The sequence below is a fragment of the Acidovorax sp. NPDC077693 genome, assembly GCF_044542805.1.
Lineage (GTDB): Bacteria > Pseudomonadota > Gammaproteobacteria > Burkholderiales > Burkholderiaceae_C > Acidovorax.
In genome coordinates this window covers 34875-52970 of sequence record NZ_JBITVD010000012.1, presented here as the reverse complement: position 1 = coordinate 52970, position 18096 = coordinate 34875, and the positions used below count along the sequence as shown (strand labels likewise).

General features: G+C 67.5%; 12 protein-coding genes, 1 tRNA gene and 1 pseudogene. 5 read left to right on the top strand and 9 right to left on the bottom strand.

Going from position 1 to position 18096, the window contains the following annotated elements:
* Window positions 1-17 precede the first annotated feature (17 nt).
* Together ACIGHN_RS17715 and ACIGHN_RS17710 are read left to right on the top strand one after the other, a co-directional pair.
* Window positions 18-836, top strand: coding sequence for an ABC transporter permease (locus tag ACIGHN_RS17715; protein WP_056421466.1), 819 nt, complete (start codon window positions 18-20; stop codon window positions 834-836).
* 169 nt (window positions 837-1005) lie between these two features.
* Entirely contained in the window at window positions 1006-2496 is a 1491-nt protein-coding gene (locus tag ACIGHN_RS17710; protein ID WP_396505380.1) for an NAD-dependent succinate-semialdehyde dehydrogenase, read from the top strand.
* A gap of 107 nt (window positions 2497-2603) precedes the next feature.
* On the opposite strand, the gene ACIGHN_RS17705 is transcribed toward ACIGHN_RS17710, so the two are convergent.
* From ACIGHN_RS17705 to ACIGHN_RS17695, 3 genes are all read right to left on the bottom strand, one after another.
* Window positions 2604-3749 (bottom strand): ROK family protein, encoded by a 1146-nt coding sequence (locus ACIGHN_RS17705; protein WP_056421468.1) that lies wholly within the window; start codon window positions 3747-3749, stop codon window positions 2604-2606.
* 166 nt (window positions 3750-3915) lie between these two features.
* On the bottom strand, window positions 3916-5127 hold the full coding sequence (locus ACIGHN_RS17700; protein WP_396505379.1) for a YeeE/YedE family protein: 1212 nt from the start codon (window positions 5125-5127) through the stop codon (window positions 3916-3918).
* A gap of 167 nt (window positions 5128-5294) precedes the next feature.
* A complete protein-coding gene (locus ACIGHN_RS17695; RefSeq protein ID WP_156370952.1) occupies window positions 5295-6188 on the bottom strand; it encodes a sulfurtransferase in 894 nt (297 codons plus the stop codon).
* Between the two features lie 248 nt (window positions 6189-6436).
* On the opposite strand from ACIGHN_RS17695, the gene ACIGHN_RS17690 reads away from it, so the two are divergent.
* A tRNA-Gly gene (locus ACIGHN_RS17690) sits at window positions 6437-6510 on the top strand.
* Window positions 6511-6655: 145 nt separating this feature from the next.
* On the opposite strand, the pseudogene ACIGHN_RS17685 reads toward ACIGHN_RS17690, so the two are convergent.
* From ACIGHN_RS17685 to ACIGHN_RS17670, 4 genes and pseudogenes are all read right to left on the bottom strand, one after another.
* Window positions 6656-7051, bottom strand: a pseudogene (locus ACIGHN_RS17685) (nucleotidyl transferase AbiEii/AbiGii toxin family protein); the annotation flags it as partial.
* Window positions 7048-7653: a type IV toxin-antitoxin system AbiEi family antitoxin domain-containing protein gene (locus ACIGHN_RS17680; protein ID WP_056421471.1), complete on the bottom strand. Its 606-nt coding sequence runs from the start codon at window positions 7651-7653 to the stop codon at window positions 7048-7050. The gene ACIGHN_RS17680 and the pseudogene ACIGHN_RS17685, both read right to left, overlap by 4 nt.
* Window positions 7654-7788: 135 nt before the next feature.
* Window positions 7789-10479 (bottom strand): excinuclease ABC subunit A, encoded by a 2691-nt coding sequence (locus ACIGHN_RS17675; RefSeq protein WP_396505378.1) that lies wholly within the window; start codon window positions 10477-10479, stop codon window positions 7789-7791.
* Between the two features lie 134 nt (window positions 10480-10613).
* Complete coding sequence (locus tag ACIGHN_RS17670) at window positions 10614-11345, bottom strand: aspartate/glutamate racemase family protein (RefSeq protein ID WP_396505377.1); 732 nt, start codon at window positions 11343-11345, stop codon at window positions 10614-10616.
* Window positions 11346-11423: 78 nt separating this feature from the next.
* Here ACIGHN_RS17670 and ACIGHN_RS17665 point away from each other — a divergent pair, with 78 nt between their 5' ends.
* The gene (locus tag ACIGHN_RS17665) at window positions 11424-12248 is read left to right on the top strand and encodes a helix-turn-helix domain-containing protein (protein ID WP_396505376.1); all 825 of its coding nucleotides are present in this window, start codon (window positions 11424-11426) and stop codon (window positions 12246-12248) included.
* Window positions 12249-12272: 24 nt separating this feature from the next.
* Here the strand turns inward: ACIGHN_RS17665 and ACIGHN_RS17660 are convergent, their stop codons facing one another.
* Both ACIGHN_RS17660 and ACIGHN_RS17655 read right to left on the bottom strand, forming a co-directional pair.
* A complete protein-coding gene (locus ACIGHN_RS17660; RefSeq protein ID WP_396505375.1) occupies window positions 12273-14291 on the bottom strand; it encodes a Cache 3/Cache 2 fusion domain-containing protein in 2019 nt (672 codons plus the stop codon).
* Between the two features lie 227 nt (window positions 14292-14518).
* The gene (locus tag ACIGHN_RS17655; RefSeq protein WP_396505374.1) at window positions 14519-15427 is read right to left on the bottom strand and encodes a pseudouridine synthase; all 909 of its coding nucleotides are present in this window, start codon (window positions 15425-15427) and stop codon (window positions 14519-14521) included.
* A 216-nt stretch (window positions 15428-15643) separates the two neighbouring features.
* Between ACIGHN_RS17655 and ACIGHN_RS17650 the strand changes: the two genes are divergently transcribed.
* Window positions 15644-18001: an AsmA family protein gene (locus ACIGHN_RS17650; protein WP_082486117.1), complete on the top strand. Its 2358-nt coding sequence runs from the start codon at window positions 15644-15646 to the stop codon at window positions 17999-18001.
* Window positions 18002-18096 lie beyond the last annotated feature (95 nt).

Genomic DNA, 18096 nt, shown 5'->3' with positions numbered 1-18096 from the left:
GCAGAATGCCGCCGATCATGCTTCGCCTTCCTCCATTTCCTCTCTACGCCACGCTCGCCGACAAGCTCGGCTGGTGGGCCGTGCGCGTGCTGTGCGTGGCCGTGCTGGTGTTCCTGCTGGCGCCCATCCTCGTGATGGTGCCGCTGTCGTTCTCCGAGAGTTCGTTCCTCGCCTACCCCATCCACGGCTGGTCGCTCAAGTGGTACCGGCACCTGTTCGAGTCACCCGAATGGGCACGGGCCACGCGCAACAGCTTCATCGTGGCGCCGGCGGCCACGCTGGTGGCCACGGTGCTGGGCACGCTGGCGGCGGTGGGCCTGTCGCGGGCGGACTTCCGCTTCAAGGGCCTGCTCATGGGCATCCTGATCGCGCCCATGGTGGTGCCCATCATCGTGGTGGGCGTGGCCACCTACCTGTACTTTGCGCCGCTGGGCCTGGCCGACAGCTATGCGGGCCTGATCATCGTGCACGCCGCTCTCGGCGCACCGTTCGTGCTGACCACCGTGCTGGCCACGCTGGCCGGCTTCAACCACAACCTGGTGCGCGCGTCGCTCAGCCTGGGCGAGACGCCGCTCAACACCTTCTTTCGCATCACGCTGCCGGTGATCGCGCCGGGCGTGATCTCGGGAGCGCTGTTCGCTTTTGCCACATCGTTCGACGAGGTGGTGGTCACGCTCTTCCTGGCCGGCGCCGAGCAGGCCACGCTGCCGCGCCAGATGTTCACCGGCATCCGCGAGAACATCTCGCCCACCATCGCGGCCGTGGCCACGCTGCTCATCCTGTTCACCACTGGCCTGCTGCTGGTGCTGGAGTGGCTGCGGGGACGGCGCGCGTGACTGGCATCCTCTGCTTCAACGCACCGTTGCCATTGCCACATTGGTGACAACCGCGACACCGCCCCGTGCTAGCCTTTGGCGATGCCATCGGTGGCTGCGGCGGGCGGCACCGCCCCCTGTAGATCACGACATCCTTCACACCACCCTTCACTCTTCCCGGAACACTCCCATGGACATGAAGACCTCCCCCCTCGCCCAGCTCAACGACCCCAGCCTGCTCAAGACCGACGGCCTCATCGACGGCCAGTGGGTGGCGGGCAGCAGCCGCTTCGACGTGAACGACCCGGCCACGGGCCTCAAGCTTGCCGACGTGGCCAACCTGGGTGCCGCCGACGCCGAGGCGGCGATTGCCGCCGCCAACACGGCCTGGGGCCCCTGGAAGCGCAAGACCGCCAAGGAGCGCAGCATCATCCTGCGCAAGTGGTTCGACCTGCTCATGGCGAACCAGGACGACCTGGGCCGCCTCATGACCGCCGAGCAAGGCAAGCCGCTCGCCGAGGCCAAGGGCGAGGTCGCCTACGGCGCGAGCTTTGTGGAGTGGTTCGCCGAAGAGGCCAAGCGCGTGAACGGCGAGGTGCTGCCGCAGTTCGACAACACCCGCCGCCTCCTGGTGCTCAAGCAACCCATCGGCGTGTGCGCCGCGATCACGCCCTGGAACTTTCCGCTGGCCATGATCACCCGCAAGGTCGCGCCCGCTCTGGCCGCAGGCTGCCCCGTGGTCATCAAGCCGGCCGAACTCACGCCGCTCACCGCCCTGGCCGCGGCCGAGCTGGCCATCCGCGCGGGCATTCCGCCAGGCGTGTTCAACATCCTGCCCGCCGACAGCGACAACTCCATTGCCATCGGCAAGGTGCTGTGCGCGAGCGACGTGGTGCGCCACATCAGCTTCACCGGCAGCACCGAGGTGGGCCGCATCCTGATGGCGCAGTCGGCCCCCACGGTCAAGAAGATGTCGCTGGAGCTGGGTGGCAACGCGCCTTTCCTGGTGTTCGACGATGCCGACATCGACAGCGCGGTCGAAGGCGCCTTCGCCAGCAAGTACCGCAACGCCGGCCAGACCTGCGTGTGCACCAACCGCTTTTACGTGCAGGAAGGCGTGTACGACGAGTTCGTGGCCAAGTTCGCGGCCAAGGTCAAAACCGCCAAGGTGGGCAACGGCTTCGAGGCCGGCGTGAACCAGGGCCCGCTGATCGAGGAAGCCGCGCTCGTGAAGGTGCAGCGCCATGTTCAGGATGCGCTGGCCAAGGGCGGCAAGGTGGTGGCCGGCGGCCAGCGCCTGCAAAGCCTGGGTTCGGGCCAGTTCTTCGAGCCCACCGTGGTGGCCGACGCCACGCCCGACATGCTGTGTGCACGCGAAGAGACCTTCGGCCCGTTCGCGCCGGTCTTCAAGTTCAAGACCGAGCAGGAGGCCATCGACGCCGCCAACAACACCGAGTTCGGCCTGGCCAGCTACTTCTACAGCCGCGACGTGAGCCGCATCTTCCGCGTGGGCGAAGCGCTGGAGTACGGCATGGTGGGCGTCAACGTGGGCCTGCTGGCCACCGAGCATGTGCCGTTCGGCGGCGTCAAGCAGTCCGGCCTGGGCCGTGAGGGCTCGCACCACGGCATGGACGACTACGTGGAGATCAAGTACCTGTGCCTGGGGGACATCCAGCAGTAACGCCGGCCGCGTCAGCGTAGGGCCGTGTGCCCTGCGCCGATCACTATCATTTCGATAGCTACTGCCGCTTGCGCACCGGGCGCGAGCGGCATTTTTTATTCAAATTGTCACTCATCACCGACCGGTGACCGGTTGGTGTAGCTTGCATTGCCCAGCCCCGTGCCCACGGTCAGCACCGCCCAGCGCCTCACGTCCTGCGTGAAGGGCAGCTGCGACAGGCCCTGCACCACCGCATCGTTGTGCAGGCACACCTGGGTGCGGCCGTGGCCGATGGTGGGCAGGCGTTCGCACAGGTCGCGCGGCAGGTGAAAGCGGGTGCTCTCCCAGTTGCCGGGCAGGTTCTGCGTGCCCCCGGCGATGGAGCCGTCTTCCACGATCAGGCCGGGGCAGGCCACGCCGATGTAGGGTGCGAGCGCGATCTTCTTTTTCTCGGCATGGGCGATCAGGTCTTCCAGCCGCTCGGCGATGCCTTCGACCAGTTCATCGCGCCGCGGGCTGTCGTCCTTGTGCGTCCATTTTTCGCGGCGCACCACCTCGGCCAGCGACATGTCGGGCGCGCGGTGCAGGTGGGTCTGCACGATGCCGCAGCGCACGTTGGTGCCACCGATGTCCACCGCCAGGATCGCGTCGTAGCTTTGCAGCAGCGCCGGTGGCGCCAGGTGCACCCAGCCGATCAGGCCGCCCTCGTCGGCGTGGTGGTGCAGCGTGTGCAGCTCCACCGGGGTCTTGTCGGCCTTGAGGATGTCGCGCACCCGGTCGATGGCGCGGCTGCCGAACTCGCTCTGGTGAAAGCCCCCGCCCAGGATGACGCGCTCCACATCGCGCCAGGTGGGCTGCTTCATGAAGCGCTGCACCACGCCGGCCAGCTGCAGTGCATAGTCTTCGGCGGCCTGCTCCAGGGCGTGCGCCGCGTCGTCGTTCTTGTCGGCCAGCTTGTCCAGCTGTTTCTTGGAGAAGTCGCGCGTGGCCTTGCTGCCGAAGGGGTCCTTGCCTGACATGGAGGTGACGAGCTTTCGCCAGGCATCGAGCATGTGGCGAAACGCGGTACCGCTGGCCACGTCGCCCACGAAGCCGTCGCTCTCGCGGTCGCGCAGCTCCAGGCTATAGCCGTTGATGATGACGGACGCCAGCCTCATGTCGCCGTGCGGGCCGAGGATGCCCAGCTCGCGCTGGGCCTTGGAGTCCTTGTCGTCCTGTTTTTCGCTCCCCTTGCCGGTGCGGGGTTCCTTGCCGTCAGTGTCCTTCGAAGCCATTCATGCCCTCTCGCGGTGGGCCCTCACGCGGGGCCGAGCAGGCATCGTGCCGCAGTGACCGGTATTCGCGCGTCAGCCAACGCCGTGACCGCGCACGGGACCGCAGGCCGCAATGGCCCTAGGAAGGCCATGGACTTAGGCCCTGAGAGGCCCTGGGCGAACAGGCTCAACGCGCGCCAAAGCCCCGCTGCCGGACCACGCGCCGGCCCCACAGCCCCGCCCACACCGCAAAGAACACCGCAGCGCCAAACACCCAGCCCGACAGCGCCCCCGCCATGCCGCCCGACAGCAAGGTGCCGATGGTGCAGCCCAGGCCCGTCATCGCACCCCACCCCAGCAGCACCCCGCCCGACAGGCCCCGCGCCGCATCGCGCCAGGTGGGCCAGCGCGGCGCGAACTGGCGGCTGGCCAGCGCCGCCACGAAGGCCCCGGCCACCAGCCCCGCCAGCAGCAGCGCATTGGGCGTGAGCCAGGTGGACGGCGGCAGCGTGGCGCAGCCCGCAAAGCCGTCGAGCCCGTCTAGCCGGTCCGGTATCCACCCCTGCCCTTGCGCCCATTGCCGTGCCGCACCGCCCAGCGTGGCCGTCACGCCCAGGGGCCGCATGCGCACGATGGCGAACGCACCGATCAGGCCCACGGCAAGCCCGCCCACCCAGTAGTGCCAGCGCCCCGTCCAAAGGCTGCGCCACACCTCGCGCAACGGAGGGACTCTGCCGGCACGTTCCCCGCCAGCCTCACGCGCAAAGCCGCGCCACAGCCACGCGGCGACCAGCGCGAGCACGCCCAGCTGCACCAGCAAGGCGCCGCCGTACCCCAGGTGCGCCGGCAGCCACACCACCGGCGCATCGGCCACGCTGGCGCTGTACAGGCCGTTCCAGGACTTGAAGCCAAGGATGAACCCAAGCACCGACCCCACCAACGCGAACGGAGACACCACGGACCCCTCGGCCAGCCGGTACCAGTGCGCACTGATGCACGAGCCCGACACCACCATGCCCGCGCCGAACGACAGCCCCGCCGCCAGCAGCACCCAGCTCACCGGGCCGATGTGCATGTCCGGCGGCAGCTTGCCGGGCTGCGGCACGGGCAGCCAGCTGCCCAGCACCACGGTGTAGCCCAACAGGCCCACAGCCAACGCCAGCACGATGGCGAGCATGCCTCGCGGGTTGCGGTCTTCGAACCAGTCGCGTGCGTGGCAGTAAAAGCAAAAGCGCGATCGCTGCAGCACGATGCCCAGCACCGCACCGCAGGCCAGTGCAAACACCAGGGTGCGCCCGCCCGCCTGGCCCTGCAGCCACTGAGCGACGGCGATCAGAGCGGCCAGCAGGGTCAAGGCCAGCCATGCTGTCGCAGAGGGAAATCGGAATGAAAAGCTCATAGATTGATGGATGGATCAGTGGGGCCGTTGAGACGACGTGGACAGATGCCGCACAGCGCGAAGTCCCAGGCAGAAAAAAAGCCCGCACGAAGCGGGCTGTAAAAGAGACCCCCTACCAAAAGCCGTGACTTTCGCTGTCTCTCGCTCGTCGCTTCAATCCGTCCACCTCACTTGGCCGCCCACACGGTGCCGGCCGGGTTGTTGATGGGCACGCCGACCGAATTGCCATATTCCGTCCAGGAGCCGTCGTAGTTCTTCACGTTGTAGCCCAGGATCTTGGACAGCGCGAACCAGGTGTGGCTGGAGCGCTCGCCGATGCGGCAGTACGTGATGATGGGCCGGCTGCCGTCCACGCCCGCGTTGGCGTAGAGCTTCTTGAGCTCGTCGGCAGACTTGAAGGTGCCGTCTTCCTTCACCGCCTGGCCCCAGGGCACGTTGGCCGCGCCGGGGATGTGGCCGGCGCGGATGCTCAGCTCCGGCACGCCGGCCGGCGCAAAGATCTTGCCGCTGTATTCGTCGGCCGAGCGGATGTCCACCAGCTTCGCGTTGGTCTTGCCCTCGGCAGCGGCCAGCGCGTCCGACAAGCGGGCCCGCAACTGCGTGTTGACTGCGCCCACCTTGTAGCTGGTGGCCGCGAACTCGGGCACGCGGTTGTTGAGCGGCTGGTTCTCGGCCTCCCACTTCTTGCGGCCCCCGTCGAGCAGCTTGACGTTCTTCACGCCGTAGATGTCGAACACCCACGCGCCCCAGGCGGCAAACCAGTTGTTGGTGTCGCCGTACAGCACCACGGTGGTGTCGGGCGAGACGCCCGCCTTGGACAGCAGGGCCTCGAAGCCCTCCTTGCTCACGATGTCGCGGCGCACGCGGTCGTTCAGGTCCTGGTGCCACGAGAAGTTGACGGCGCCGGGCACGTGGCCCCGCTCGTACAGGCCCGGGTTCACGCTCACCTCGACAATGCGCACCTGCTGGTTGTCCAGGTTCTGCGCCAGCCATTCGGTGCTGACCAACGGGCCGGCAGGGATGGGCGTGGCAGCCAGCACAGCCCCGCCCCATACCACCATGCTGCCCGCCACACAGGTGCGAAGCCAGGCGCTCCAGGTGGAACGTGTCGAAGGGTTGCGTGGGGCGGTCATGGGCGTCCTTTCCAAGTCTGTGAAGAGAACCTGCGCCGTGTGCAGCAGGTGAAAGGAATTTAGGGCGCACAGCCCATCGGCCCAACCAACAAGATCGGCTATGAATATGCGTTTTGCGCGCTTGGCGCAACCCGAGGCCGGGGCCTGCACGGATGCTGCCTATAATCGCAGCCGTCGCGGGTGTAGTTCAATGGTAGAACGGCAGCTTCCCAAGCTTCATACGAGGGTTCGATTCCCTTCACCCGCTCCAAACACAACCAGCTGCGGGCGCTCAGTCCCCTTGAGCAATCACAGTGCTATTCATGGTGCTGCTCTCTTCAGTGCTGGCACCAAAGTCTCTCGCAACCTCGCCACGATGGCAGTGAGCGGTTGCGGATCGAGATCGTTCTTCTTCAACGCGCCTTTGCCAGTTCGCCCGCAATGACCACCCGAACACCGCCGTAGCCTGTGTCCTTGCGGATTTCTTCGACCGCGACTGAGGCCGGATCGAACACGATGCCATCGTCCACAGTGACCGCAGCGATCTCGCGGAAAACCCGTGCGACAGACTCCAGATCGCTTGCACCGAAGCCCAGCAAGTCGGCATCACGGGTAGCCCGGTGCGGCATGTCGTACCAAAGCGTGAACAGCAGCGCGCCCTTCAACACAAAGCGATCCGCGTGCTTCGATCGCGTCAGGCGGTAGAGAATGCGCTCCAGCGCGAAACGCACCAACACCTGATTGAAGTCCGAGTTCTGCGTCTTGGCGATGTTGAGCAAACGGGCACGAACCGACGCCGCGATATCACTCATTCCAGGGCCTCCAGGTAGGGACGCATCACGTTGGCGACGCGGCACAGCTTTGCATAGCGCCAGAGGTCGTCCGCCGTGGCTCGGCGCTTGCTACGTACTTCCCTCAGTGCCTCCAGCGCCACATCCAGTCCGATCTTGTTGCGGTGCTTGAAGCAGTCGGCCACGGTCTTCGCCACGCAGTACACACGCAGATTCACACCGTCGCGCTCGACATTTTCGATACCCTCCAGGTAGACATCGCCCGTCATCTGCACCATTTTGATGGGGGGGTACTCGATGCGCGGAACGTGGCTGCCGCGCGGCATGGCGATCCAGACCTGCCGTGGAAGTTGGGTAGTCAGTTCATGGAATTGGAGTGCGGTCAGCAGGCAGAAAACGCCTTGCGGTACTTTGGTCGCGACCGCCGCGAGGCCTTCGTGCTCGGACCCCGAGTGGCTGGGCAGACGGTAAAGGCCTCGCCCCACCTTGTCGAGCAGGCCCGCAGCGGTCAAGCGCGTCAGGACGATGCGCGGTGCCTCGATAGCGACCAGATCGCTGGCGCGTAGCAGCCCCTTCTGTTGGGCCAGATCAAGGACGCGCTGGGAGTGGCTGTCAGCAAGCATGGCGGAAATTTGTTCCTTTTATTCGTCTTATACAGTATTTCGACGAAAAAAAGAAACACCCCATCTAAGGCCACCGAGGCATGCCGTTGGTAGCCATCAAGTGGCATCAGCGTCCCTGACCATGCGACATTCAAATCATCCCAAAGCCCTGGCCAGATAAGGTGCCGTCCGGCTGACCGCGTTCGACGCCACGGCCTGGGGAGTCCCCTGCGCCACGATGTGCCCGCCCTCGTCACCCGCACCGGGGCCCAGGTCGATCACCCAGTCGCAGGCGGCCACCACGCGCATCTCGTGCTCCACCAGGACGACCGTGTTGCCCGCTTCGACCAGGCCATCGAGCTGCGCGAGCAGGCGGTCCACGTCGGCCGGGTGCAGCCCGGTGGTGGGCTCGTCGAGCACGTACAGCGTTCCGCCGCGCTGCTGCTGGCGCTGCAGCTCCGTGGCCAGCTTGATGCGTTGCGCCTCGCCTCCGCTGAGTTCGGTGGCGGGCTGGCCCAGGCGCAGGTAGCCGAGGCCAATGTCGCGCAGCACGGCCAGGGGGCGCAGCACCTGCGGTTCTTGCGCAAACACGTCGCACGCCGCATCGACCGTGAGGCCCAGGACATCGGCGATGGACAGGCCGTTCCACAGGATCTCCAGCGTGGCGGCGTTGTACCGGGCGCCATGGCACGCCGGGCATGGGGCGTACACGCTGGGCATGAAGAGCAGTTCCACGCTCACGAAGCCCTCGCCCTCGCAGGTCTCGCAGCGCCCCTTGGCGACATTGAAGGAAAACCGCCCAGCGTCGTAGCGGCGCTTGCGCGCAGACGGTGTGGCTGCAAAAAGTTTGCGCACGGTGTCGAACAGGCCCGTGTAGGTCGCCAGGTTCGAGCGCGGCGTGCGTCCGATGGGCTTTTGGTCCACCTGCACCAGGCGTTTGATGCCCTCGCCGCCAGCGGCCAGGCGACCTGTTGCGGCTGTGGCGGCCATGGCGGTTGCCAGCGGGATGGAGCCAAAGCCTGCGCCTTCTCCAGCCGATGCGTCGGCAGCATCGCCGTCCGGGTCTGCCACCACCGGGCGCCCCAGGTGCGCAGACACCAGCTCCAGCAGGGCCTGGCTCACGAGGCTGGATTTTCCGCAGCCCGATACCCCCGTCACCGCCGTCATGCACTGCAGGGGGAAAGCCACATCCAGGTCTTGCAGGTTGTTGCGCGTGATGCCTTCCAGCTGCAACCAGCCCTGGGCCTGGCGCGGTGCGTGTACCGGGGCAGCGCCTCCGCCAAGACCTGCATGGCCGTCGCCAAACAGGTAGCGCCGGGTTTGCGACCGCTCGATCTTCGCCAAGCCGGCGGGCGGGCCGCTGTAGAGCACCTCGCCGCCGCCTTCGCCAGCGGCCGGGCCCACGTCCACCAGCCAGTCGGCGCGCTGCATGGTGGCCACGTCGTGCTCGACCACGAACAGCGAGTTGCCGGCGGCTTTGAGGTTTTGCAAGGCCGACAGCAGTGCCTCGCCGTCCGCAGGGTGCAGGCCGGCCGAGGGCTCGTCCAGCACGTAGACCACGCCGAACAGGTGGGACGACAGCTGCGACGCCAGCCGCAGCCGCTGCAGCTCGCCCGGCGACAGCGTGGGGGTGGACCGGTCCAGCGACAGGTAGCCCAGGCCGAGGTCGATCAGCGCCAGCACCCGCCGGTGCACCTCTGCAGCCAGGCGCTGCGCAGCCATCACTTTCTCTTCAGACAGCCAGTGCGTGCGGTGCACGTCGGGTGCCGCCGCGTGCGCATCGCCAGAGGCAGCCCGCTTTTTGCGTGCGCGGGTGGCGCGGCCGCTCAGCTCTGGCTCTCCCTCGCCCAGCCTGCCTTCTGCGGCGGGCCGGAGCAGGTCGGCCAGCGCCTTGAGCGGCAGCTGTGCCAGCGCGGCGATGTCGTGACCGGCGAAAGTGACCGACAGCGCCTCGGTCTTGAGCCGCTTGCCATGGCACACCGGGCACAGCGTGCCCACCATGTACTGCGCCACCCGCTTTTTCATCAGCGCGCTCTGGCTGTGGGCGAAGGTGTGCATCACGTAGCGGCGCGCCCCGGTGAAGGTGCCCATGTAGCTGGGACTGAGCTTGCGGCGGATCGCATCCTTGACTTCGGCCACGCTGAAGCCTGCGTACACCGGCACGGTGGGCTGCTCGTCGGTGAAGAGGATCCAGTGGCGCAGCTTCTTGGGCAGGTCGCGCCACGGCGTGTCCACGTCGTGGCCCAGGGTGGTCAGGATGTCGCGCAGGTTCTGCCCCTGCCACGCGGTGGGCCAGGCGGCCACGGCACGTTCGCGGATGGTCAGCGAATCGTCGGGCACCATCGATTGCTCGGTCACCTCGTACACGCGCCCCTGGCCATGGCAATGCGGGCAGGCGCCCTGCGGCGTGTTGGGCGAAAAGTCTTCCGCATACAGCATGGGTTGGCCTGCGGGGTAGCGGCCGGCGCGCGAGTACAGCATGCGCAGCGGGGTCGATATGCCGGTGACGCTGCCCATGGAGGACCGCGTGCTGGGCGTGCCGCGCTGCTGCTGCAGCGCCACGGCGGGGGGCAGGCCCTCGATGCTGTCGACCTGCGGCACGCCGGCCTGCACGATCAGGCGGCGTGCGTAGGGCGCGACGGACTCCAGGTAGCGCCGCTGGGCCTCGGCGAACAGGGTGCCAAAGGCCAGCGACGACTTGCCCGAGCCCGACACGCCCGTGAACACCACGAGCGCATCGCGCGGGATGTCCACATCCACATCCTTGAGGTTGTGCTCGCGGGCTCCGCGCACGCGCACCATGCCGCGAGCAGAAGGGTCCGTTGCGATGGGCGAGGATTTGGGCATGGGGCGCTGCAGCACGGGGCTGTGGAAGGTGAATGAACCTCGGATCATTGCCTACGACACAGCCTCTTCGTGCAGGCATTCGCCGCATCTTCATGTGATGGGCACCCGGCCCCTGTGCGGATGGCGGGGATGGATCAGCGGCCCCCGAGCGCAAAGTCCACCGCCGCCTGCGAATGCAGGCGCGTGGTGTCCAGCACGGGCAGCACGCTGTCCTGAGGCTGGATAAGGAGCGTGATCTCGGTGCAGCCCAGCACCACGGCCTGCGCACCGCGCTGCGCCAGCGACTCGATGATGCGCTGGTAGGTCTTGCGGGACGCATCGCGGACCACGCCCGTGCAGAGCTCTTCGTAGATGATGCGGTGCACTTCGGCGCGGTCCGGCTCGTCCGGCACCAGCACCTGCAGGCCGTGGTCACGCGCCAGGCGATCGCGCATGAAGGGCTGCTCCATCGTGAAGCGCGTGCCCAGCAGGCCCAGCACCTGCGCCCCGGTGCGTGTGGCCTCGCGCCCCACCGGGTCGGCGATGTGCAGGAAGGGAATGGGCACTGCCGCCGCGATACGGTCTGCCACCTTGTGCATGGTGTTGGTACACAGCACCACGCAGTCCGCGCCGCCGCGGTGCAAACGTCTGGCGGCGTCCTCCAGCATGCCGGCCAGGTCGTCCCAGCGGCCTGCGTGTTGCGCCTGCTCGATGGGCCCGAAGTCGACGCTGAACATCAGCAGGCTGGCCGAGCGCAGCGGCCCCAGGCGGCTGCGCACTTCCTGGTTGATGAGTTTGTAGTATTCGGCGCTGGATTCCCAGCTCATGCCGCCGATGAGGCCGATGGTGCGGGGGCTCTCGCTGCCCTGGTGTGCGGGGGTGTTCATGCCGGCAGTGTCCACGGGCATGTGGCGGGCGTATATCATGGAATTTCAGCCGCGCCACCCTGCCGCCCCGTCTCCGAGATGCCAGACCACCCCCTCTTTGTGGATGCCAGCGCCCTGCAGGACCTGCAGGTGGCGCTGCTCAGCCGCAGGCCGTACAGCGCCAGCGACCCGGTGCGCACGCATTCCGTGGGCATGGCGCTGGAGCGCCAACGGGGCGTGCACGCGATCGGCTCCGACCGTCGGGAGGACTTCGACACCTGGCCCGGCACGCTGGCCTACACACCGCCCGGCGTGGATGTTTTTTCCGAGTCCGCGACGGGCGGCGAATACCTGGTGGTCCGCTGGAGTGGCGGCGGCATGGAGCCTGCCAGGCACTTGGGCGGCACGCAGCGCCGCGTTCACTGGATGGGCCATGCGCAGGCCTTGGCGGCAGCCCGGCATCTGCGCCGCCTTGCGCTGGCGCCCGCACCCGACGCGCTGGCCATCGAACAGGCGGCCTGGGGCTTTGTGGGTTGGGCAGGCCTGAGCGAGACCGCCAGCCACGCAACGCACGCCGACCGGCCGCTGCGCCCGCTCTACGCGCGTGTGCTGGACCGCATCGCCAGCGACTACGCCCAGCCCTTGACGATTGCGCAACTGGCGCTGGCCGAGGGCAAATCTCCGCTGCGTTTCCTGCGTGAATTCACGCGGCTCGTGGGTATGACACCCCATGCCTTCATCGTCGAGACGCGCGTGCAGGCCGCCCGCGCCTTGCTGCGGCGCAGCACCGAGCCGCTGGCATCCATCGCACTGGACTGCGGCTTCACGCACCAGTCGCACATGGGGACGGCGTTTCGCAAGGTGCTGGGGCAAACGCCCGGGCAGTACGCGGCAACGGCGAAGGCCACCGCCGTGCGGGGTTGACCCCGGGGTGGGGCCGGGCGCCGCTCAGCGCTGCGCCGGCGCGGACGACGGCAGCGACAGCGATGGCGAGCCGCCCGCATGCCCTGCCCCGCCCAGATTGAACTGCGCCACCGCCGACACCATGTGCTGCGCCTGCGTGCGCAGGCTGCTGGCGGCAGCGGCCATTTCTTCGACCAGGGCGGCGTTCTGCTGCGTGGTCTGGTCCAGCTGGGTCACCGCCTCGCCCACCTGCCCCACGCCCGCGGTCTGCTCGCGGCTGGCAGAGCTGATCTCGGCCACCATGTCGGCCACGCGGCGGATGGCGCCGACCACCTCCTGCATGGTGGTGCCCGCCTGGTCGGCCAGCGCAGAGCCCTGCTGCACCATGGCGCTGCTGGCGCCGATCAGTTCCTTGATCGACTTGGCCTCCGCCGCGGTGCGCTGGGCCAGGTTGCGCACTTCGGCAGCCACCACCGCAAAGCCCCGACCCTGGTCGCCGGCACGGGCGGCTTCCACGGCAGCGTTCAGCGCCAGGATGTTGGTCTGGAAGGCGATGCCATCGATCACGCCGATGATGTCGCTGATGCGGTTGCTGCTGGCATGGATGTCCTGCATGGTGGACACCACCTGCGAGACGACCTCGCCGCCGCGCGTGGCCACCTGGCTGGCGCCCACCGCGAGCTGGTTGGCCTGGCTCGCGTTGTCTGCGTTGTGCCGGATGGTGGCGCCCAGCTGCTCCATGCTGGCGGCGGTCTGCTCCAGCGAGCTGGCCTGGCTTTCGGTGCGACCCGACAAGTCCTGGTTGCCCTGGGCGATTTCGGTGCTGGCGGCGGAGACACTGTCGGCGCTGGTGCGCACGGTGCTCAGGCTCTCGACCAGGCGCCGGCGAAAGCCCTCCATGGCCTCGGCCAGCGTACCGATCTCGTCGCGCGAGCGCACCGACACCGCATGCGACAAGTCTCCCTGGGCCAGGTAGCCCAGCGCGGTGCTCAGTTGCTGCACCGGAGCGCCCACCAGGCGCCGCGTGACGAACACCAGCACCACCGTGAGCAGCGCCAGCGCCACCAGCACACCCAGCCACAGCCAGGTGAGCACGGTGCGCGCCTCCTGCATCATTTCGGACAGCGGCGCTTCGGCCACGATGCCCAGGTTCCAGGGCTTGTAGCGCTCCACCGCCACGAAGCGCTGCGCGGTGTCCCCCGCACCGGTGCGGCGCGGCGACCAGCTGGATTCGAACGAGCCGGTCTGCTCGATGCCCTCGAGCGACGCCAGCCAGGCCTTGGCATCGCCGTCTTTCTCGTCGAGCTTGACCGGCGCACCTGCCAGGCCGAACACATTGCCCCGCGATGGCCCCGCCGCCAGGCTGACCGAGTAGACCGCGCCGGTGGCGTAGAGCTTTTGCCCGGCCATCACGGCATTGAGTTTGGCCAGGATGGGGCCCATGTCCGAGCCGGTGAACAAGATCCCGATGGTGCGGTTGCCGTCGCGGATGGGCTCGTACACCGTCATGTAGTCGCGGCCGAACAGGTTGGCGCGGCCGATGTAGGTCTTGCCTTCGTTCATCAGCGCATACGCGGGGTGCTTGCGGTCCAGCAGCGTCTTGTAGGCACGGTCTCCATCCTGCTTCTTGAGCGAGGTCGTGACGCGAATGAAGTCCTCGCCAGAGCGCGCGAAGATGGTGGCCACGCCGCCCATGCTGTCCTTGGTGAACTTGTCCACCGCCTGGAAGTCGCCGTTCAAGGGTGCGCCTTCCAACGACAGCACCGCTTCGGGCTTGCCGTCGGCGCCCGGTGTTTCGCTCACTTCGAATTTGCCCGAGAGGCTGGACTTGAACAGTCCGAAATCGCGCTTGGCCTGCTCTTGCGCCGTTTCATCGAACGACTGCACCAGCGTGCGCACCTGGGCCGCGTACTGCACGCCGTCATCGCGCGACAGCCGCCCGAAATCCTTCCACAAGAGCACGCTGACAAAGCCCATGGTCACCAGCAACACCACGAGCAGGCTGAGCAAGGCTGTGAGCGACAGCTTGAAAGCCACGGAATGGCGAATGTTTGATGAAATCATCTTGTGCTTTTCTGTAATTTATGCAGTGATGTGCGTCGTGGTCGCTAAAAGTACCGCATCTACTGCTAATTACAAAACCACGTACCTGCAATGGCCATTGCAGACATAGGGAAAACCCTTGTATTGATCGCTGCAATGGGGCTGCCGACTGCCGGCCACACCCCATGGCCTCAGGGCATGTAAGACACACCACTGCCGTTCGGTGTCTCGGCAGGGCCTGACAGTGCTCAGCCCAGTGGCAGTGACTGGGTGGTCTCGAACCTGCGCATACCACCCGTGACAGGGTCCCGGAACTCGAGAGACCGTGCCAGCAACTGCAGAGGTTTTGAATAATCGCCCTCGGGCGGGTCGTTGACGACGGGGTAGAACGGATCGTTGCGCAGCGGCAGCCCCAGCGCCGCCATGTGCACGCGCAACTGATGGCGTTTGCCGGTCACGGGGGACAGCCGGTAGCGCGCCCAGGGGCCGGCCACTTCCAGCACGTCGATGCGGGTCAGGCTGTTGGACTCGCCCGGCACTTCCTGCATGCGAAAGAACTGCGGACTCTCTTCCAGGCGGCTGGCGTGTTCGAACGGGAAGGTCATGCCGGCGCGCCAGGGCGCGATGGCGTCGTAATCCTTGGTGATCTGCCGGTCCCTGAACAGCGCCTGGTAGGCCCCCCGCGTGCGCTGCTGCACCGACAGCAGCACCAGACCCGCCGTGTCGCGGTCGATGCGGTGCAGGGGGGAGAGCTCTTGCAGGCCCAGCCGGCGCTTCAGCCGCACCAGCAGCGTGCTGTGCAGGTAGCGGCCCGATGGAGTGACCGGCATGAAGTGCGGCTTGTCGGCGACCACCAAGTGCTCATCCTGGTACAGCACGGTCTCGGAAAACGGTGGCGCGGGCTCGTCGCCCAGGCTGCGGTAGTAGTACACCCGCAGGCCGCCCTCGAAGGGCCTGTCGGGCGCCACGGTCTGCCCGCGCTCATCCACCACATCGCCAGCGTCCAGGCGACGCAGCCATTCTTCGCGCGATACAGCCTGCAGCCGTTGCGCCAGAAAGTCGAGCATGCTGCCCGCGCCCTGGTTGGGCAGCACCACGCAGCTGGCACCCACACCGTCGCGCGGGGGCGGGGCGTAAGGGTGGCGGGGGTTGTGCATGGCGCGCATTCTAGGGGCGCAGGCGGTGCAACTGCCCCTGTAGGACAAGGGCGGCAGTTGCCATGCCGGGGACGCTGCACGGGGTGATGCGGTCTAGCATGGGGCATGGTGCAGCCCACGGGCGTCCGTCCCGCGCGGCCGGCGTGCGCAGCCGCCCCCAGTCCGCCCAGGGCGCATCACCCCTCAAGCAAAAAATTCCTCCACTACTTTCGCTGCATGCCCTCCGACTCCATCCATCCTTCTCCCGCCCGCCCGCCAGCTTCGGACACAGCTGCCCGGCGCATGGCGCGCGGCCCTTTGCAACGGGCGGCGGTCTGGGGCCTGTGGCTGCTGGGCTTGGTGCTCGCCGTGCTGGTGGTGCTGGCCATCGTGGTCGCAGTGATGGACTGGAACCGCGCCAAACCCTGGGTGAATGCGAAGGTGAGCGAAGCCACGGGGCGGAATTTTGCGATCGAAGGGGATCTGTCGGTCGACTGGCGCTGGCCTCAGCCGCTGGAGGACGGATGGCAGCGCTGGTTGCCCGGTGTCGCTGTCAAGGCAGACAACCTCGTGATGGACAACCCCGATGCCTTCGTTGCGCCCTTTCGGCGCGCCGATGGCAAGCCAGCGCCCGGCAAGGCCGGCCCGTCGAACAAGGACGCCGAAGCCCCGGCCCAGATGGCCCGCATCGGCAGCGCCACCGCGACGCTCAGTCTCTGGCCGCTGCTGGGCAAGCACGTGGCGATCGACACCGTGGACCTCACCGGTCCGGACATCGCACTGGCGCGCTCGGCCGACGGCAACAACAACTGGACCTTCCAGCGCAAGGATGGGCCACCGAGTGGCTGGTCGTTCGATGTGGACCGCCTGATCGTGCACCAGGGGGTCATCGGCTACGCGGACGGGATCAAAGACCTGGATGTGCGGGTCCGCCTGGACACCACCGCGCCCGAGCTGCCGCGGCAGCGCTCTGCCCCCGGCGGCCGGGCAGCCCCAGCCAACCCTGCCACGGCCAAGGCGTCGGCACCGGCCAGCGCGGCCTCGGGTACTGTCGCCCCATCGGTGGCTGCCGCATCCGCCCCGGCCAACGTGCCGTCGGGCAGCCACGCGCCCGTACCCTATGGCCTGCGGTTCGAGCTGGAAGGCCGCTACCTGAAGGCGCAGATCAAGGGCCAGGGGCGTGCAGGCCAGGTGATCAGCCTGCGCAACAAGGTGGTGAACTACCCGCTGCAGATCGACGCGAGCGCTGGCAGCGTGGTGCTGTCGGCCGAAGGCATCCTTGCCAATCCGGGCGCATTGTCGGGGCTGGACTTCCAGGTGCGGCTCAAGGCAGACAGCATGGCCGACCTGTACGAAGTGACCGGCCTGGTGCTGCCCAACACGCCGCCCTTCGAGACCGACGGACGCCTCACCGGCAGCCTGGAGCCCGAACGTGCGGTGTGGCAATACGACGGCTTCGACGGCAAGGTGGGCCAGAGCGATCTGCACGGTTCGCTCAAGTACACATCGGGCAAGCCGCGCCCGCGCCTGACCGGCACGATGACCTCCAACCAACTGCGGCTGGCGGACCTGGGCCCGACCATCGGCACCAGCAAGGCCGACAACGCCAACCGCGGCCGTGAACGGGTGGGCAAAGGCAAGGTGCTGCCGGATTCCAAGTTCGCGGCCGAGCGCTGGAACGCCATGGACATGGACATCGTGTTCAAGGGCCGCCACATCATCCGGCCCGAAAGCCTGCCGCTCGAAAACCTGAGCGTGCACGCCGTGATGGAAAACGCACAGCTCAAGCTCGCGCCGCTGACCTTCGGCGTGGCCGAGGGCAAGATCGAGTCGCAAGTGAGCATCGACGGCCGCACGCCCCCGCTCAAGGCCCAGATACGCGGCACCGTGCAGGGCCTGCAGTTGTCGGCCCTGTTCCCCAAGGTGCAGCTCATGAAAAAGAGCTTTGGCCGCATGGACGGTGCCATCGCGCTGGAGAGCACCGGCAACAGCGTGGCCGGGCTGCTGGGCCAAGGCACCGGCGAGATGCGGCTGTACGTGCGCGAGGGCACGTTGAGCAAGCAGATGCTGGACCTGGCCGCGCTGAACGTGGGCAGTATCGTCGTGGGCAAACTTTTTGGCGATACCAAAGAAGTGCACCTGCGCTGCGCGGTGGCCGACTTCACGGTGGTGGAGGGCCTGGCCACCACGCGCGTGGTGAAGATGAGCACCGACGACGCCATCATCGAGGCCACCGGCACGATCGACCTGGGCACCGAGGAGATGAACCTGCGCATCAAGCCCGAGTCGCTGGAGTGGAAGTTCTTCTCGCTGCGCTCGCCGCTGTACGTGAAGGGCACGTTCGGAAACCCCGACGTCGGCGTGGAAGCGGGCCCCCTGCTGCTGCGCGCAGGCGCTGCGGTGGTGGCAGCGGCCGTGGCCCCCGTCGCGCTGGCGCTGGTCCCGGTCACGGTGCCCGCGGCCGACGACGACACGCATTGCAAGCCGCTGCTGGACCTGGGCAAGCAGCCCGTGAAGCCTGGCCGCCAGGGCGCAGCGGGTACCGCATCGCAACCTGCGCGACAGGCGGCCAGCAAGGCGGCGCCCGCGCGCTGAGCCCACGTGCAGGCCGGGATAGGGGTTGCACGCACGGCCCTGCCCTGCGCTACAGCCACTCAACTCCTGCCCTGCTCCTGGCCAGTCTCCTGCCA